Annotated in this window: 15 protein-coding genes; 7 read left to right on the forward strand and 8 right to left on the reverse strand. The window is 38.6% G+C overall.

Annotated features, from left to right (window positions below):
- From H6F62_RS18440 to H6F62_RS18450, 3 genes are all read right to left on the reverse strand, one after another.
- Window positions 1-808 (reverse strand): cadherin repeat domain-containing protein (locus H6F62_RS18440; protein ID WP_190372664.1); only part of this gene is annotated, 808 nt, incomplete at its 3' end.
- 567 nt (window positions 809-1,375) lie between these two features.
- Complete coding sequence (locus H6F62_RS18445; RefSeq protein WP_190372665.1) at window positions 1,376-3,124, reverse strand: hypothetical protein; 1,749 nt, start codon at window positions 3,122-3,124, stop codon at window positions 1,376-1,378.
- Window positions 3,125-3,462: 338 nt separating this feature from the next.
- On the reverse strand, window positions 3,463-4,707 hold the full coding sequence (locus H6F62_RS18450; protein WP_190372666.1) for a VCBS repeat-containing protein: 1,245 nt from the start codon (window positions 4,705-4,707) through the stop codon (window positions 3,463-3,465).
- Window positions 4,708-5,180: 473 nt separating this feature from the next.
- Between H6F62_RS18450 and H6F62_RS18455 the strand changes: the two genes are divergently transcribed.
- Both H6F62_RS18455 and H6F62_RS18460 read left to right on the forward strand, forming a co-directional pair.
- Window positions 5,181-6,488, forward strand: a complete 1,308-nt coding sequence (locus H6F62_RS18455) for an aminopeptidase P N-terminal domain-containing protein (RefSeq protein ID WP_190372667.1) — start codon at window positions 5,181-5,183, stop codon at window positions 6,486-6,488.
- Window positions 6,489-6,723: 235 nt separating this feature from the next.
- Window positions 6,724-7,479 carry a Uma2 family endonuclease gene (locus H6F62_RS18460; protein WP_190372668.1) on the forward strand — a complete coding sequence of 252 codons (756 nt, stop codon included), beginning with the start codon at window positions 6,724-6,726 and terminating at the stop codon, window positions 7,477-7,479.
- A gap of 129 nt (window positions 7,480-7,608) precedes the next feature.
- On the opposite strand, the gene H6F62_RS18465 is transcribed toward H6F62_RS18460, so the two are convergent.
- Window positions 7,609-8,391 (reverse strand): ABC transporter permease, encoded by a 783-nt coding sequence (locus tag H6F62_RS18465; RefSeq protein WP_190372669.1) that lies wholly within the window; start codon window positions 8,389-8,391, stop codon window positions 7,609-7,611.
- Window positions 8,392-8,552: 161 nt separating this feature from the next.
- Between H6F62_RS18465 and H6F62_RS18470 the strand changes: the two genes are divergently transcribed.
- Window positions 8,553-9,158: a VTT domain-containing protein gene (locus H6F62_RS18470; protein WP_190372670.1), complete on the forward strand. Its 606-nt coding sequence runs from the start codon at window positions 8,553-8,555 to the stop codon at window positions 9,156-9,158.
- Window positions 9,159-9,253: 95 nt separating this feature from the next.
- Here the strand turns inward: H6F62_RS18470 and H6F62_RS18475 are convergent, their stop codons facing one another.
- The 3 genes from H6F62_RS18475 to H6F62_RS18485 form a co-directional block, all read right to left on the reverse strand.
- Window positions 9,254-9,745 (reverse strand): GNAT family N-acetyltransferase, encoded by a 492-nt coding sequence (locus H6F62_RS18475; RefSeq protein ID WP_137909514.1) that lies wholly within the window; start codon window positions 9,743-9,745, stop codon window positions 9,254-9,256.
- A 101-nt stretch (window positions 9,746-9,846) separates the two neighbouring features.
- A complete protein-coding gene (locus H6F62_RS18480) occupies window positions 9,847-10,566 on the reverse strand; it encodes a class I SAM-dependent methyltransferase (RefSeq protein ID WP_137909515.1) in 720 nt (239 codons plus the stop codon).
- Window positions 10,567-10,608: 42 nt separating this feature from the next.
- Window positions 10,609-12,255: an ABC transporter ATP-binding protein gene (locus tag H6F62_RS18485; RefSeq protein WP_190372671.1), complete on the reverse strand. Its 1,647-nt coding sequence runs from the start codon at window positions 12,253-12,255 to the stop codon at window positions 10,609-10,611.
- A 224-nt stretch (window positions 12,256-12,479) separates the two neighbouring features.
- Here H6F62_RS18485 and H6F62_RS18490 point away from each other — a divergent pair, with 224 nt between their 5' ends.
- Together H6F62_RS18490 and H6F62_RS18495 are read left to right on the forward strand one after the other, a co-directional pair.
- Window positions 12,480-13,364, forward strand: a complete 885-nt coding sequence (locus H6F62_RS18490) for an ABC transporter permease (protein ID WP_137909517.1) — start codon at window positions 12,480-12,482, stop codon at window positions 13,362-13,364.
- A gap of 31 nt (window positions 13,365-13,395) precedes the next feature.
- Window positions 13,396-13,755, forward strand: coding sequence for a hypothetical protein (locus tag H6F62_RS18495; protein WP_190372672.1), 360 nt, complete (start codon window positions 13,396-13,398; stop codon window positions 13,753-13,755).
- A gap of 129 nt (window positions 13,756-13,884) precedes the next feature.
- On the opposite strand, the gene H6F62_RS18500 is transcribed toward H6F62_RS18495, so the two are convergent.
- Entirely contained in the window at window positions 13,885-14,319 is a 435-nt protein-coding gene (locus H6F62_RS18500; protein WP_137909680.1) for a peroxiredoxin, read from the reverse strand.
- 162 nt (window positions 14,320-14,481) lie between these two features.
- On the opposite strand from H6F62_RS18500, the gene H6F62_RS18505 reads away from it, so the two are divergent.
- Together H6F62_RS18505 and cobQ are read left to right on the forward strand one after the other, a co-directional pair.
- Window positions 14,482-14,886: an Npun_F0494 family protein gene (locus H6F62_RS18505; RefSeq protein ID WP_137909681.1), complete on the forward strand. Its 405-nt coding sequence runs from the start codon at window positions 14,482-14,484 to the stop codon at window positions 14,884-14,886.
- A gap of 128 nt (window positions 14,887-15,014) precedes the next feature.
- Complete coding sequence (cobQ, locus tag H6F62_RS18510; RefSeq protein ID WP_190372673.1) at window positions 15,015-16,487, forward strand: cobyric acid synthase CobQ; 1,473 nt, start codon at window positions 15,015-15,017, stop codon at window positions 16,485-16,487.
- Window positions 16,488-17,399: the final 912 nt, after the last annotated feature.

Below are 17,399 nucleotides of genomic sequence, written 5' to 3' on the forward strand. Positions count from 1 at the left end.
GGTTATTGGTAATAGTAAATAAACTATTATCCGTTGCACCTGTTCCGGTGACTAAACTATAGGTAAAGGTGTTTCTTGTATCTGGGTCTATGCTGATGAGATTACCAATTACAGTATCTGTTTGACCTTCATCAATTGCGGTGTTGTCAAGCAACAAATCAGTGGGTGCTTCATTAATGTCGTTAACGTTAGTAACGGTAATATTTAATTGTTTCTCAAAGGATAACCGACCTTGGTCTGTGGTTTGGACTCTAATACTGTAACTGTTTTTGGTTTCAAAGTCAAATACAGCGTTGGTTTTAAGTTGATTTCCAGTAATATTAAATAAACTATTATCCGTTGCACCATCCCCAGTGACTAAACTATAGGTAAAGGTGTTTCCTGTATCTTGGTCAGTGCTGCTGAGATTACCAACCACTGTACCAATGGGTTTACCTTCATCAATTGTAGTGGTGTCAGTGTTGTTGTCATAAGATAAATCGGTGGGCGCTTCGTTAATGTCGTTAACGTTAATATTGTATTTTCGTTCTACAAGGGTTGACTCATCTTGGTCTATTTGCTTGACTCTAATGCTGTAACTGTTTTTGGTTTCAAAATCAAGTAATGTCCGGGTTCTGAGTTGATTACCAACAAAATCAAATGAACTGTTATCGATGTCACCAACCCCTGCAATTAAGCTATAGGTAAAGGTCTTTCCTGTATCTGGGTCAGTGCTGATGAAATCAGAGACTGTTGTTTCACCTTCATTAATTGTCAAAGTAAAGGCGCTGTTGTTAAGGGTTAAGTTGGTCGGGGCTTGGTTAGGCATCGTTTTTAGATCCTGGTGATAAAATTGGTAGAATAGAAACAACTAAAATACCTTATTATAATATCACTTTTTTAGTGACACTAAAGAGTATAACATAATGCTAATTTAAAAAAGTTAAGCCTAGGTTAAGCCTAGATTAAGAATAGGTTAAGCCGAAATTGGCGTTAATACTGTCCGTTCGTTGATTTTGAGATCCAAAGGAGAATTAAAGCCTTAATGTAAAAGGAAACCAGTTTTTAAGTAACCCGTTAATTATCAGTAAAATATAGGAATCTGGTTTGATTCTGTGAACTTACTTGTGTGGTCAGGGAACAGGGAACTCTTAACTGGAAGAAAGACAGAATTGATACCTACTGAGTCTTGTATGGCTACGCCACGCAAGCTATCAAAAATCAAATATTATTCCTATATATGATCGTTATATTCTCAAGCCAAAAAGCGATCGCTTCCAGTAAAATCATGGAAAGTGAGCAAAAAAAGCGAGGAAGTCCAACTTCCCCGCATTAGTATAATCAATCAACTAAGTTATTGTTTGTGAAAAATCCGAGTCTAAGTAATAAGCCCATATTAAGCAGTAATAATGAAATCACTAGCGACCAAAGTAGGAGCACCAACGATAGCTGCAAACTGAGCACCAGTACCAAGACCAGCAGCAGCACCATTTTGGTTATAGAAGAGGCTACCGCTACCTGTACCTGTACCTGAGACATAAACAATTTGAGCGCTGCTTGTTGCTGCACTAGCCACATTTGCAACAACAGCAAAGTTTGAGGCCACAGTAAATCCGGCACCAGCAACACTGGTTAAAGCCGTAAATACTGCCTTGCTCAAAACTATCTTGTCACCGGCACTAAAGTCAGCGATGTTGTCTAAACCATTACCAGTTGCAGCGGCACTGAAAGCTGCGGTGCCATTGAATACGAACTGGTCATTACCAGCACCACCAACTAAGCTGTCAGTACCCAAACCACCAACAAGGGTGTCATTACCAGCACCACCATTAAGGGTGTCGTTACCAGCACCACCATTAAGGGTGTTATTACGACTATTACCTATGATAATGTTATTACCTGCATTCCCTGTGCCATTAATCGCATTTGTTCCTGTCAGAGTCAGGTTTTCGATGTTGGATAAGGTGGCAATAGTGAAAGTGACATTAGATTGAATGGTATCTGTACCTCCATTAGCAAGTTCCGTAATGGTGTCAGTGGTGCTATCTACAATGTAAGTATCATCTCCTAAACCACCAATCAAGGTATCAGTACCTAAACCACCATCAAGGGTGTCGTTACCAGCACCACCATTAAGGCGGTTATTACTACTGTTACCGATGAGGTTATTATCGAACTCACTGACATCAATAATTTGCACTCCTGTGGCCTCATCAGCTACATAGGCACTGAGTCCTACCAATTCAACACCTCTAGCAGTTCCAGGAGTGTCATAGGTAGACACAAGAGTGGGGTTGCTAGGATTGCTGATATCGAAGATTTGCAGTCCTGTCGGACCATCACCCACATAAGCATACCGTCCTACTACTTGAGCGCTCCGAGCAGTTCCAGGAGTATCATAGGTGCCAACGAGTGTGGGGTTGCTAGGATTGCTAACATTAATGATTTGCAGTCCTTTGTCGTTATCTGCTACGTAAGCTAAGTTACCTATTAGCTGAACACTATTAGCAGCACCAGGGGTATCATAAGTCCCTCTGAGAATAGGGTTACTGGAGTTGCTAATGTCGAGGATTATTAACCCAGTAGCAAAATCAGCCACGTAAGCTAAATTACCTACTACCTGGACACCTCTCGCAGAGCCGGGAGTATCATAAGTACCCTTAAGAAGAGGAGCGCTGGGGTTGCTAATGTCGAGGATTATTAATCCGGTAGTATCATCAACTACGTAAGCTAAGTTACCTACTACTTGAACACGGTAAGCAAGTCCAGGAGTGTCATAAGAACCTCTGAGAGTAGGAGCAGCAGGATTACTGACATCAATAATTTGTATCCCTGAAGCCTGATCGGCTACGTAAGCTAAGTTGCCTACTACCTGAATACCCCTGGCATTTCCAGGAGTATCATAACTGCCTATGAGAGTAGGAGCGGCAGGATTAGTGATATTGAGAATTTGTAATCCTGAATCAAAATCAGCTACGTAGGCTAAGTTGCCTACCACTTGGACACGGTAAGCACCACCTGGAGTGTCATAAGCACCTGTCAAACTAGGCATAAATCCCTCACTATTCACAGTTAAAGTATCTGTATAAAATGTCCGTAGAAAATGAAAGTTGCTTTGGACTGGAAGATATTTATACCAGTTCAAATTAAACTCCGGTTTGTCAGTCGGCATTTAGTACAATTTAATGAAAGTATTTCATAGGTTTTCTGAAAAAGCAAGTCTTTTCTCTAAAATTTTTTCTATACCTATATAGTTCTAGCAGTCCGTAGAACATCAATTAATCATCAAACACCTTATAAAAGAAAGTTTTCACCCAAGTTGAGGGGGGTGAATTCTGCCATATTTTTTAGTTAGAGAAAAATATAAGTTGCAATAAAAAAGCGATCGCTTTCCATAATGTTACGGAAAGTAATCGCTGATTCTGAATTTAGAAATTCTTAGTCATACCGACAATATATCTTGACCAATAACTACTAGCTAAATCAACTTGTATACCATTCTGGGGTCAGCTTATCTGCATCAGCGACAGGAGTTTCAGTAGCTAAAGTTCCATCCATAGTCCAGATTTTATCAGCGGATGTTTGTTGATCACGCCAGTAAATATCAGTCTTACCATCACCGTTGAAATCACCCAGAGATGCTGTCAAACCAGGGGTATTGCTAGGTAAGAAAGCTTCAGAACTGATGGTTGTACCATCCATCAACCAAGCAGTATTTGCACCAGTAGAGGCATTATGCCAGAAGATATCAGTTTTACCATCACCATTGAAATCACCAATTTTCGCAGTCCAATCTGTACTCAGTGTGCTGACAACACCTTCAGTCACAAAAACGCCATTCATCGTCCAAATCTTATTTTCCCCTGTTTGGGAGTTGCGCCACAAAATATCAGTTTTGAAGTCACCGTTAAAATCACCAAGAGTAGAAGTCCAGGAACCATCTTGAGCTTGGAGGTCATACTTGGTAGTTTGGCTACCATCCATAAACCAGACACTATTTTCACCAGTGGTAGTATTACGCCAGAATATGTCACTCTTACCATTACCATCAAAATCAACAATGGTTGCGGTTAATCCTGGCCCCGTAGTTTCTAAGACATTGGCGCTAATTACCTTTATACCATCCATTTGCCAAATGGCATTTTCACCAGTAGTTGCATTATTCCAGAAAATATCAGTTTTGCGATCGCCATTGAAATCGCCAATATTAGCAGTCCAACCTGGATCAACTCGATCTAAAGTCAAGTAATTAGCGACTCTTGTACCATCCATTAGCACAATCAAATTATCACCTGTTGTCTTATTGCGTAATAAGAAATCGGTCTTATTATCACCATTAAAATCAGCAAGTTTGTAGTCATAAGCTGTTAGATCATATTTACCTAAAGAACCCTGTTCTAAAACTTGTGTTCCGTTCATCAAGCGCACCAAAATTTCACCAGTTTGGACGTTAACCCAAAGTTTATCTGTTTTACCATCACCATTAAAATCAGGAACAATGGCTGCACTGGTTAAATAAGGATTAGGATTGGGGTTAGCACTCCCACCAATGGGGATTTGAGCTAATGGATTTGTTGGTACTGGTACTAATGGATCTGCTAATGGAGAAACAGAAGAACTTCTAATAAAAGATGAAGGTTTTAAATCTTCAAAGCTTGATGCTTGCTCAATTATATCTTGAGCTTGTAACCCGTAATTTCTTGTATCTAAAGATAATTGATCAGGCATGATGTGTTTTTATGAGTAATTAATATCTATTTTTGATTTGCTTTTGATAAAGATTCTGTAAACAGTAAACATCTGGTTAATTATTTTTATTAAATGTCAGTATTTATAGACATTTCCATCATGTTTATAAATAGGAAATTTTCCAAATCAAAAGTAATATCTAAACAATCAAAAAATATTTTATATTTTATTTATTCAAGTCATGATTTAAAAATAAAATCCTGTTTTCTTGACATCGAGATCCCGAATCATATATGTATTGCTTTTATTGCTTTTGTTCCTTTGCGTCTTGGTAAGCATAAAACTCCACCTCCGTGTCCTCTGTGTCCTCTGTGGTTCGTCCAAAAAAAAGATTGGTGAACACAAATCAAGAGAAAATTAGCTATTATAAGTAGAATTAGCAATTTTCTCGACCACATTCTCAGTAGTCTTTAATTGTTAAAGCTAAAAACAACACTATTAATAAATTAGCTATGCAAACAGAATATCAGCAACGTCGTCAGGATTTAATAGCGAAAATAGGCAGTAGTACAGCGATTTTCACAAGTGCGCCCACAGCAGTCATGCACAATGACGTTGAGTATGTTTACCGTCAAGATAGTGATTTCTTTTACATAACTGGGTTTAATGAAGCGCAAGCAGTAGCAGTATTAGCACCTCATCACCCAGAGCATCGCTTTATATTATTTGTGCAACCCAAAGATCCAGAAAAGGAAGTTTGGACTGGTTATCGTTGTGGAGTAGAGGGAGCAAAAGAATTGTATGGTGCAGATATAGCTTACCCCATTGCAGAGTTAGATGAGAAGTTACCGCAATATTTAGAAAAAGCAGACTGCATCTATTATCATTTGGGACGCGATCGCAATTTTAATGATAGAATCATCCAACATTACCAAAGTTTACTGCGAACCTACCCTAAACGAGGTACAGGACCAATTGCGATCGCAGATCCTAGTATTCTCCTGCACAATATGAGACTCTATAAAAGCAAAACAGAATTAGACCTTATCCGTCAAGCTGTAGAAATTGCGGTAGAAGCTCATAATTATGCTTTACAAAGCACTAAACCGGGACGTTATGAATATGAAATTCAAGCCGAAATAGAGCATCTTTTCCGGTTACGGGGGGGAATGGGTCCTGCTTATCCTTCCATTGTTGCTGCTGGTGCGAATGCTTGCGTACTGCATTACATTGAAAATAACTGTCAAATACAAGAAAATGATTTACTATTGATTGATGCTGGTTGCGCTTACGGTTATTACAATTCAGATATTACCCGCACATTTCCCGTTAGTGGTAAATTCACACCGGAACAAAAAGCATTATATGAAATTGTATTAGCAGCACAAAAACAAGCGATAGCAGAAGTAAAACCAGGTAATTCTTTCTATGCACCTCATAATGCAGCGGTGCGGATATTAACAGAGGGATTAGTGGAACTGGGTTTACTCAAAGGGGAAATTGATAAATTAATAGAGGAGGAAAAATATAAAGCCTTTTATATGCACCGTACCAGTCATTGGTTAGGCTTAGATGTGCATGATGTGGGACTTTATCAACATGGAGAAAACCCGCAAATTTTACAACCTGGCCAAGTGCTGACAATAGAACCGGGACTGTATATAGTCCCTAACACCAAACCAGCAGAAGGCCAACCGGAAATTGACCCCCGTTGGCTAGGAATTGGGATCAGAATTGAAGATGATGTCTTAGTTACTTCTGAGGGAAATGAAGTATTAACAGCCAAAGTTCCCAAGGAAATTAAGGATTTAGAAAGATAGAATCAAGACATACTTACTAGTAATTTGTGTTTTTTGGAATACAATTTTACGTAATAATGCTGTGCGTCAGACTGCATAAATCCTGCAAATAAACAGATTGTTGATATCTGACGCACCCTACTAATGTACCAGTTGCGTAAGTCCTGTAACTACCACCATACAAAAATACTGTTAAAAAGTCCCAAACAGATTATCATAGAAGTTTGAGGCTTGATGAAAAAGGTGATAGTTACTTATGAGTACCAACAATCTAGCCATTGTGAACTGGAAACCCCATAACCGACATACAGATTTAATATTTGATGATCATAAACCATTGAGATCCAATCGTCACCGAATTGCGATGAATGTCCTCATTCGTTCATTACAGCAGCTTTGGTCTGAGTGCAATGATTATTTTACTCAGGGTAATATGTTTATTTACTACAGCATTAGCCAGGTTAAAAACCGTAATTTTCGCGGTTCTGACTTCTTTGCTGTTCTCAATGTTGATAGTAGTAATTCTCAAGCAGGTTGGGTGGTTTGGAAAGAAAATTGTCCTTATCTTGATATGATTGTGGAATTAATGTCAAGGTCTACAGCAGAAATAGATAGTATCAAAAAATACCTTAAAAATCAGATTTTCCGCACCTCAGATTATTTTGTTTACAACCCCTTTGACCCTAATTCTTTACAAGGATGGCATCTAGATGATAACCAAGAATATCGGTCTTTAACACCTAATGAAAATGCTTGGTTTTGGTGTAGACATTTAGGCTTATGGTTAGGAACTTGGGAAGGAACTATAGATAGGGAAACTGCGACTTGGTTGCGCTTTTATGATATTTCTGGTAATTTAGTTTTGTTACCAGAGGAGGCTAACAAAGCACAAGTAGAAAAGGTTAAAGCAGAAGCAGAGAAGTTTAAAATTCAAGCGGAAAATGCTAAAGCTAAAGCAGCGAAATTAGCCGCGAGATTAAGGGAATTGGGGGAAAACCCAGATATGTTGTAATTTATTTTGTTTTGTCTGGGTTAAATGTAGGTTGGGTTTTCTAGGGTCAGCCTACATTGACACACATTCTGTATCTCTTGTCTGTCCCCGTGGCGTAGCACCTATCACCTATCACCTATCACCTGTTACCTAACTGGAAGCACTAGTATAAAAACGGAGAGCAAATCGCCAAAACTGAGTAGAAAGGAAAAATAATACAAAGGCTAATAATCCCGCACCTAGCAACCAAGTAAATTCAATTTCTCCTAACATGGATTGGGCGGGGATAGTAGTTAAAAAAGACACTGGTAATATAAAGGTAAAGAAAAAGCGATAAACGGCAGGATAGGATGTAATTGGATATCTTCCTGCTTCTAAAAGCCCTTTTAATACTTCTGTAATATTGTATATTTTAACAAACCAAATGCTGGTTGCTCCCAGTATAAACCACAAACTGTAAAGAATAACTAAACCGCAAAATAATGGCCAGAGGGTAAATAGATATCTGTCAATTCCTAAGCTAAGTTTAGTACCAGCGTAGCCAATTATCAGTAAACCAAAGATTAAATCTGGTATTCCCCAGGGGGAAAGGGTGTGGCAAGATAACCAAAACTGACTACGAATAGGTTTTAATAACACAAAGTCTAAAGTCCCTTCCTGGACATGGCGCACAATGCGATTTAAATTGGGAGATAGAAAGGTAGCACTAAAGCCTTGTAATAAGGTGAAAATTCCTAAGACTATTAAGGCCGCTTCCCAAGACCAGCCTGTAAAAGTGTAACCTGTGCGGTAAAATAGAAACAAACCAAAGATACTACCGAGTAAATTTCCTAAACTACTGAAAGCAGCAATGATAAAATTAACACGATACTCCATTTCCGTAGCGATCGCCGCAGTCCAAAATAATCTCAGCACTTTTAAATATCTTTGCATTTTTCGCCTTGACCCTAATATCCATTAAACATAAATTAAACATAAATTAAACATAAAATAAACATAAAATAAACATAAAATAAATTTAATATTATTTTTTATTTCTATAAATTTATAACCGTTAAAATGTTGAGTACAATTTCTTAAATAAGTGGGATTTTATGCACTTTGATTTACCAGAATTAGTTAAATCACTTGGTTACTTTGGAGTATGGGGAATTATCTTTGCTGAATCTGGTTTATTGATTGGTTTTTTTCTGCCTGGTGATAGTTTATTATTTACGGCAGGATTTATCGCTTCTCAAAACTTACTGAATATTTGGGTACTGATTTTCGGTGCGTTTGTTTGTGCGGTATTAGGTGATAATATCGGGTATTTTACTGGGCATAAATTTGGCAGAAAATTATTTGATCAAGAAGATTCTTGGTTATTCCATAAAAAGCACGTTGTCAAAACCCAAGATTTTTACGAAAAGCATGGTAAGAAAACAATTGTTTTAGCAAGATTTGTGCCAATTGTCAGGACTTTTGCCCCAATTGTCGCAGGAATCGGAGCTATGCACTATCGTTCTTTTATGTCTTACAATTTATTTGGTGGTTTTGTATGGACTTTTGGCATTACTTTGTTAGGTTTCTTCTTGGGAAAAACTCTACCAGCGGAACAATTAGATAAGTATCTATTACCAATAATTGGCTTAATTGTTGTTGTTTCTTTATTACCTTCAATTATTCATGTAATTAAGGAAAATAGAGCTAATAAAGGATAACAGGACTGACGCAACTGGTACAAGGGACTCCTAGGGAGCGCTTCGCTATCCCTACAGAAGGAAGCCGGTCATTTTAAATCAGACCAAAAACCATCCTACATTACACGCAAACCTAAAATCATCAAATCCCGTTCTACACCGTCCAAATCAGCAATTTTCGGTAGATTTCCCCAAGCTTGAAACCCAAACCAGGCAAATAACTTTAAACTAGGTTGATTATGGGCGAAAATAAAACCAACTAAAGTTTTTAAACCTAGACTGGGACTTTCCGTAATTGCTTTCTCTAAAAGTTGTTTTCCTAAACCCCGTCCTTGGAATTTTGGGGAAATGTAAATACTGATTTCCGCTGTGGAATAATAGGCTGGTCTACCGTAGAATGATTGGAAACTCAACCATCCAGCAATTACCCCCTCCGTTTCAATTACCCATAGGGGACGTTGGGAGGGGACTCGTCCTTTAAACCAAGCGAGACGACTTTCCACAGATACAGGTTCTAAATCAGCAGTAGCCATACGGCTAGGGACGGCAGCATTGTAAATGGCTACAATAGCGGGTAAGTCGGTTTCTGTGGCATTGCGGATGATCATCGCTGATATTGGGGGTGCAAATTTTTGATAACATCAAATAGATATTTCCAAATCATACAGCTTTCAGAGGACAATGCCCGATAGTTTTTTCTAAAACCTTTTTAAAACCGGACTTTGTACAATTCAAATAATTCTCCTAATTGCTGTTTAACAATCTTACCACCCCCAGCTTTAATTATTTTTTCCCATTCTGAAATCGGTTCGAGAAACACCTCCGCACCTAAATAGGTTTCCAGTACGGCCCAGTCTTCTGCTAGGGGTTGTTCAGAATTGAGAAGATCAAAAACAAAATTTCCTCCTGGTTTTAATACTCGTTTGACTTCTATTAATACAGCTTGCCAATATTCTAAAGGAAAATAGCAACTAAATCCTGTGGCAATTACTAAATCAAATTGATCTTCTGGATAATTCAAATGGTGTGCCGGTCCTAATTCTACACCTTTAAACAGTTTAGAATTTAATTGTGAACCACGGGAATTAAGAGTATCTTTGGCTATATTACTAATTTCTTGTCCATAAAAGAATCCTTGCCAATCTCGCCAAGGATAGATTAAAAAGCTGAAACCGCAACCAATATCTAAACAATGTTGATTTTTTTGAGGTTGGGCAATTTCCCAAAATGGTGAAACTATTCTATCATTTAATCTGCCATTAATCCATTCCTGAAATATTGGCATTGCTTCTATTTCTTCGGGTAATGCAAATTTTTGATTTTGATATTGGCGATTAAAACGATATGCTATTTGTCCTATTCTCTCTTGCCATTTATCAGAAGAATAGTTATTGGTTTTATAAGTATTAGCCGGTGAATTTTTAGACATTTATTACTTTGATAATTGGTAATTTTCTTGCTCCTAACTCCTTTAAGCTTTTGCTAGTAAAGGTGCCGCAGCTAGGAGGGTTTGGGTATAAGGGTGTTGAGGATGAGCAAAAATTTGTTTAGTCTGTCCTATTTCTACTATTTTACCACTATTCATGACGGCAATGCGATCGCACAAAAACCGTGCTAACCATAAATCATGGGTAATAAACAAGTAAGTTAAATCAAATTCTGCTTTTAATTGTAACATCAAGTCGAGGACTTGGGTTTGTACACTCGCATCTAACATACTCACCGGTTCATCACATATTATCAGTTTTGGACGAGTAATTAAAGCCCGGGCTATGGCTACCCGTTGTTGTTGTCCCCCAGATAAATCAGCAGGATAACGGTGATAATATAATTCTGCTGGGGTTAAACCAACTTTTTCTAACATCCATAACACCTGTTCTTTGGCTTTTTCAGCATTAGCTAAGTTATGAATTAATAAAGGATCTGTGATACTTTGTCCTACGGTCATGGCTGGATTTAAACAAGCATGAGGATCTTGAAATATCATTTGGATTTGTCTCCGAGAAGAACGGATTTCTTGACGGGATAACCTAGTTAATTCCTGTCCTAAAAATTCTACTTTTCCTGATGTGGGACTGATCAATTGTAAGATTGTTCTCGAAAGTGTACTTTTCCCACAACCAGACTCTCCTACTAATCCTAAAATCTCCCCAGAATACAATTCTAAGTTAATTCCATCTACCGCTTTAACTGTTTGACCTTCTCCTTTAAATATTCTTTCAATAAAATTCGGTTCTATGGTATAATGTTGTTTGAGTTCGGTAATTTTTAAAATAGGATTTTCTTGGTTGACTCTTCCCTTTTCCCCGTTCTCTTTTCCCTCTTCCTGTTGAATATGTAACGCTGCTTTTAATAAGGATTGAGTATATTTGTGTTCAGGGTGAGCAAATACAGTTTCCGTTTTCCCCATTTCCACTATTTTACCCTGATACATCACCCCAAGGCGATCGCAATATTCCCCCACCATGGCTAAATCATGGGAAATTAACAATAATCCCATATTTTCTTCTCTACATAATCGCGTTAATTCTTGGAGAATTTGAGCAGAAACAGTCACGTCTAAACTAGTTGTTGGTTCGTCCGCAATAATTAATTTAGGACTCAATAACAAAGCTAACGCAATGGCTACCCGTTGACGCATTCCTCCGCTAAATTCATGGGGGTACTGATGCCAACGATTAGCAGGAATTTTCACCTTATCTAAAGTCGCTAAAGCCCTTTCCTTCGCTTGCTGTTTGGATAATTCTGGTGCATGAGCCTGTAAAGTTTCAATACAATGATTCCCAATAGTCATTAATGGATCTAATCGCGTCATGGGATCTTGGAAAATCAAAGCCACGGCTTCACCCCGAAACTTTTGCATCTGCATTGGTGTTAAATTAAGTACAGATTCTCCCTGAAATTTTACTAATCCTTCCACACGACTGGAGGCTGGTAATAAACGCATAATTGCTCTACCGATAGTTGATTTACCACAACCAGACTCTCCCACCAATCCCATGCTTTCACCAGATTGGAGAATAAAAGATACATCATCAACAGCCCAGTTTTCTCCTTCTCCACTGCGTTGAGGATAGGCTACACGCAGATTTTCCACAACAAATAAAGCTTCACTCATAATTCAGACTTTTTATAAACGTATTAATTTTAACTTTTTTCACAAGTATATTCTGTATACAGTTCAATGAATTACGGCTGTTCACCAAATTTTAGACTTGATATACCCGTCATATACTGTAATGATTTTAGTTATAATGTAATATTAAGAATCATAAATATTCTTTGCTAATTTAACATAGCAGGGATGTTTATAATTGATACCTTTTGATTTTAGCATTTTGTATGAGTAATGATAAATTAGCTATGAACTGGCAACAACTCACCTCACCAGATGTAATTGGTGATACAGACTCCAATTTATTTGGGGAAATTCTGCAAGAAACCTTTGCTTTAACCCGTCGTCTGTTTATTCAACTGCAAAGACGACCTTCCAGCCTGATAGCAGGGATTATTCAGCCGGTAATGTGGTTAGTTTTATTTGGGGCGTTATTCCAAAATGCCCCCAAAGGTTTATTTGGTAGTACGTCAAATTACGGGCAATTTCTCGCAGCAGGTGTAATAGTATTTACCGCTTTCGCCGGGGCTTTAAATGCCGGTTTACCCGTCATGTTTGACAGAGAATTTGGCTTTTTAAATCGCTTACTGGTTGCACCCTTAGGCTCACGCTTTTCAATTGTGTTTGCATCTGCTATCTTTATTATTAGCCAAAGCTTACTACAAGCGGCGGTAATTGTGGCAGCAGCGGCATTTTTAGGGGCTGGTTTACCTGATTTTACCGGATTATGTGCGATCGCTCTGATTGTCTTTTTACTGGCTTTGGGTGTCACTGCTATTTCTCTGGGTTTAGCCTTTGCATTACCGGGACACATTGAACTGATAGCCGTAATTTTTGTTACTAATCTTCCCTTATTATTTGCCAGTACAGCCTTAGCCCCTTTATCCTTTATGCCCGGTTGGTTGCAGGTTATTGCTACCCTCAACCCTCTTAGCTACGCCATTGAACCGATTCGCTACTTATATTTACATAGCAGTTGGGGATTAAATAATATAGTCATGCAAGCCTTCTGGGGTGATGTTACCTTTGGGTCCGCATTATTAGTCTTACTAGGTTTTGCCCTCTTTGCTTTACTTAGTATTCAATCCCAAATACGTCGAAGCCTTGCTTAATCCAAAAAGCAAAATTAGGAGGGGAAAATCCATGAAAAGATCATTTTTAGCAATTCACAAAATTATTGCCATCACCATTGCCAGTATTAGTGCTGCTATAGTCACCTTAGGACCTGCCTTAGCTGATCCTAACCAACCCTTTAGCAGTTTGGAAAGTGATCGCAATAGTAACCCTTTATCTGGTAATAGCTCAGATTTTAATATGTTCAACCTGATTCATCAAGCACAAATGGGGACTATCCAATGGAACGCTGAAGAACAGAATCAACAATTAGATCAAGCAGCAACAGCATTTAAAGCAGCACAACAGAAACGGCTTCAGAGTCAACCAAAACAAAACCCAAGTGCATCAGAATTGCTTTTAAAAACCCTACCATCATCAGGCAAATAAAACCTGAAGCCGGAAAAAATCCTCATCAACCTCTTAACTCTGTGTCCTCTGTGCCTCTGTGGTTAGATCATAAATTACCTTTTACCCAAGAGACACAGAACCCAGAGGAAAAAAACTCAATGCTGATAATTACCCAAGTTTTGCTAAGACATCACTAGCGTGGGTAGAAGTGTTAACAGCAGCATCAACATCAATAATTTTGCCATTACCATCAATGATGTAAGTAACACGCTTGGCATAACCACCACCATCAACATCATAAGCTGTAATGATGCTTTTATCGGTATCAGCCAATAAAGGGAAATTTAGACTATACTTCTGGGTGAAAGCTTGATGACCAGCTTCATCATCAGCACTCACACCTAACACCACGATACCTTTGCTTATATATTCTGATTGAGCATCGCGGAAACTGCAAGCTTGTTTAGTGCAGCCTGGTGTGTCATCTTTGGGATAAAAGTAGAGAACCACTGTTTTACCAGCAAAATCAGACAATGAAACTGTGTTACCGTTAGTATCTTTAGTGGTAAATGCAGGTGCGTCTGTACCAACTGCTAGAGGCATAATTCACCTTATCCTGTTTAAGAAATATTCATGCAATCAAGATTTTACAATAATTTACAATATTTAAATAACCTATTTAAATAACCTGATTATCCAATATGTTCCTCCAGAAGTATTTATTTTCAAAGCCTTGACAAAAAGCCCAATTTAGAGTAATAAAAAATGTCTGCTGTGGATTCTCCAAACCTCAAACCCCTAGTTTATACTAAGGAAGCACTAAAAAGAGCCGAGCGATCGCTAATTTGTTCGCCCTTCAACCTGAATTTATTTGTCGCCATGACTAGTCAAAGCATCCAATTGGGTGCTATAGCAATGGATAAAGGAGTTAAGCAAAATTACACCAACCGCCCATTATCAGAATTAAGCTGTGAAAACGCCTTAGCCTGGTTAATTGATGTAGGCGTATTGCGACGAGAAGTTGATGGACAGGGAATTACAGACAGTTTTCGCCTAACGCCCCTTGGTCATCAATTAATCGGCAAGTTAAAAAATCACAATCTTCCTCATGCTACACTGAGCGATCGCTTGAATGATTTTATCACCCGTTGGTTACGCTTACCCTTTTAACTAACTTAATTGTGGTTAAAACTCTTGTATGGTAGGCATCCTGGCTACCATACTTATACAACTTCAAAAAATAACAGTTTATTCACTGATACACTACTGAATCTAAACATACTAAATACTAGTTAAAAATGAAATCAATTATGGTAGTGGGAACAACATCCCACGCGGGAAAATCACTGATAACCACAGCTATTTGTCGGATTCTTTCCCGGCGCGGGTTGCGAGTAGCCCCTTTTAAAGGTCAAAATATGGCTTTAAATGCCTATGTTACCGCCAATGGAGGAGAAATTGGTTATGCCCAAGCGGTACAAGCCTGGGCTGCGGGAGTAGCACCCCTAGTAGAAATGAATCCAATTTTGCTCAAACCTCAAGGGAATATGACATCCCAAATCATTCTCAAAGGTAAAGCCATAGGTACAGTCAGCGCCACAGACTACTATGAACAATATTTTGAACTCGGTTGGCAGACTGTTCAAGAATGTCTACAATACCTATCAACAGAGTTTGACTGCTTAGTTTGTGAGGGTGCGGGTAGTCCTGCAGAAATTAATCTCAAACATCGGGATTTAACTAATATGCGGGTTGCTAAACACTTAAATGCACCCACATTATTAGTAGTAGATATTGACAGAGGTGGAGCTTTTGCTCATGTGGTGGGAACATTAGAACTATTAGATCCAGACGAACGCGCCCTAATTAAAGGTGTAGTTATTAACAAATTTCGGGGACAAAGATCAATTCTCGAACCCGGAATTAAATGGTTAGAAGCACGGACAGGTATACCTGTTGTCGGTGTAGTTCCCTATTTAGAACAGGTTTTTCCCGCAGAAGACTCCCTAGATTTATTGGAACGCAAACCCGCAAAAGCTACAACTGAACTGAACATTGCAGTGGTTCGTTTACCCAGAATTGCCAATTTTACCGATTTTGACCCCCTAGAATCAGAACCATCAGTAACAGTAAAATACTTACATCCAAAGCAAGATTTAGGATATCCAGACGCAGTAATTATACCGGGGACAAAAACCACCATTGCTGATTTAATGGTCCTACAAAAAAGCGGTATGGCGCAAGCAATTCAAAATTACGCAGCTTCTGGTGGCACGGTTTTAGGCATTTGTGGCGGTTTCCAAATGCTAGGACAGACTATAGTAGACCCAGAAGGAATAGAAGGACCAGATGGTAAATATCCAGGGGTAAATTTATTACCAATTAAAACAGTAATTACAGGTCAAAAAATTGCCCGTCAGCGTCAAGTTACCTCCAATTATCCCCAAGCGGGTTTACCTGTCATAGGCTTTGAAATTCACCAAGGACGTACACGCATAGAAAACCCCGGAGATCAAAAATCCTGTCAACCTCTATTTGATGATGTTAATTTAGGGTTAGTAGATAGTTGTCAATCAGTTTGGGGAACGTATCTGCATGGAATTTTTGATAATGGACCTTGGCGACGCGCTTGGTTAAATCGTCTTCGTCAACAACGGGGTTTAAAATCTTTACCCACAGGTGTAGCTAACTACAAAGAACAGCGAGAACAGCTTTTGGACTCTTTAGCGAATCACATCGAAGAACATTTAGATTTAACACCGTTTATATAAATCAAATAATCAGGGAACAGGTGATAGGTGATAGGTGATAGGGAACAGGTGACAGGTGATAGGGAACAGGTGACAGGTGCTACGCCACGGGGACAGGTGACGGGGAACAAAACGCAAAAAACCGCGAAAAATTTGCTTTTCAGGTGTTGACAGAGGATTTTAAATATGTTATCGTGGTCTTGATAATGAAGAACTATCCTAAATTATTTATAGTAGGGTGTGTTAGCAACAGCGTAACGCACCATTGGTAAAAACTTTAGGTGTAACATAGCGATAGCGAAGCGCTGCTGCAAGCAGTTCGCTACATCATAACTATATAATATAGTAACGCACCATATTAAATCAGGGAACAGGGAACTCTTAACTGGGAACAGGTGATAGGGAACAGGTGATAGGTGACAGCTTTTTGAGTAGGGTGTGTTAGCTGTATTCGTAACGCACCATTGGTAAAAACTTTGTGTGTAACATAGCGATAGCGAAGCGCTGCTGCAAGCAGTTCGCTACATCATAGCTATATAATATAGTAACCCACCATATTAAATCATTGACATCATCAGAAAATCCCCCTCCTCATCCTGTACATCCTTTAATCAGTTGACAGTTGACAGTTGACAGTTGACAGGAAACAAAACGCAAAAAAACCGCGAAAAATTTTATTTTCAGGTGTTGACAAAGGATTTTTAAAATGTTATCATAATCTTGATAAGGAAGAACTATCTGAAATTAGGTGACAGGTGACAGGGAACAGGGAATAGCTTTTTGAGTAGGGTGTGTTAGCTGTATTCGTAACGCACCATTGGTAAAAACTTTGTGTGTAACATAGCGATAGCGAAGCGCTGCTGCAAGCAGTTCGCTACATCATAGCTATATAATATAGTAACCCACCATATTAAATCATTGACATCATCAGAA

The organism is Anabaena sp. FACHB-1391 (assembly GCF_014696755.1).
Taxonomy (GTDB): Bacteria; Cyanobacteriota; Cyanobacteriia; order Cyanobacteriales; family Nostocaceae; genus Dolichospermum; species Dolichospermum planctonicum.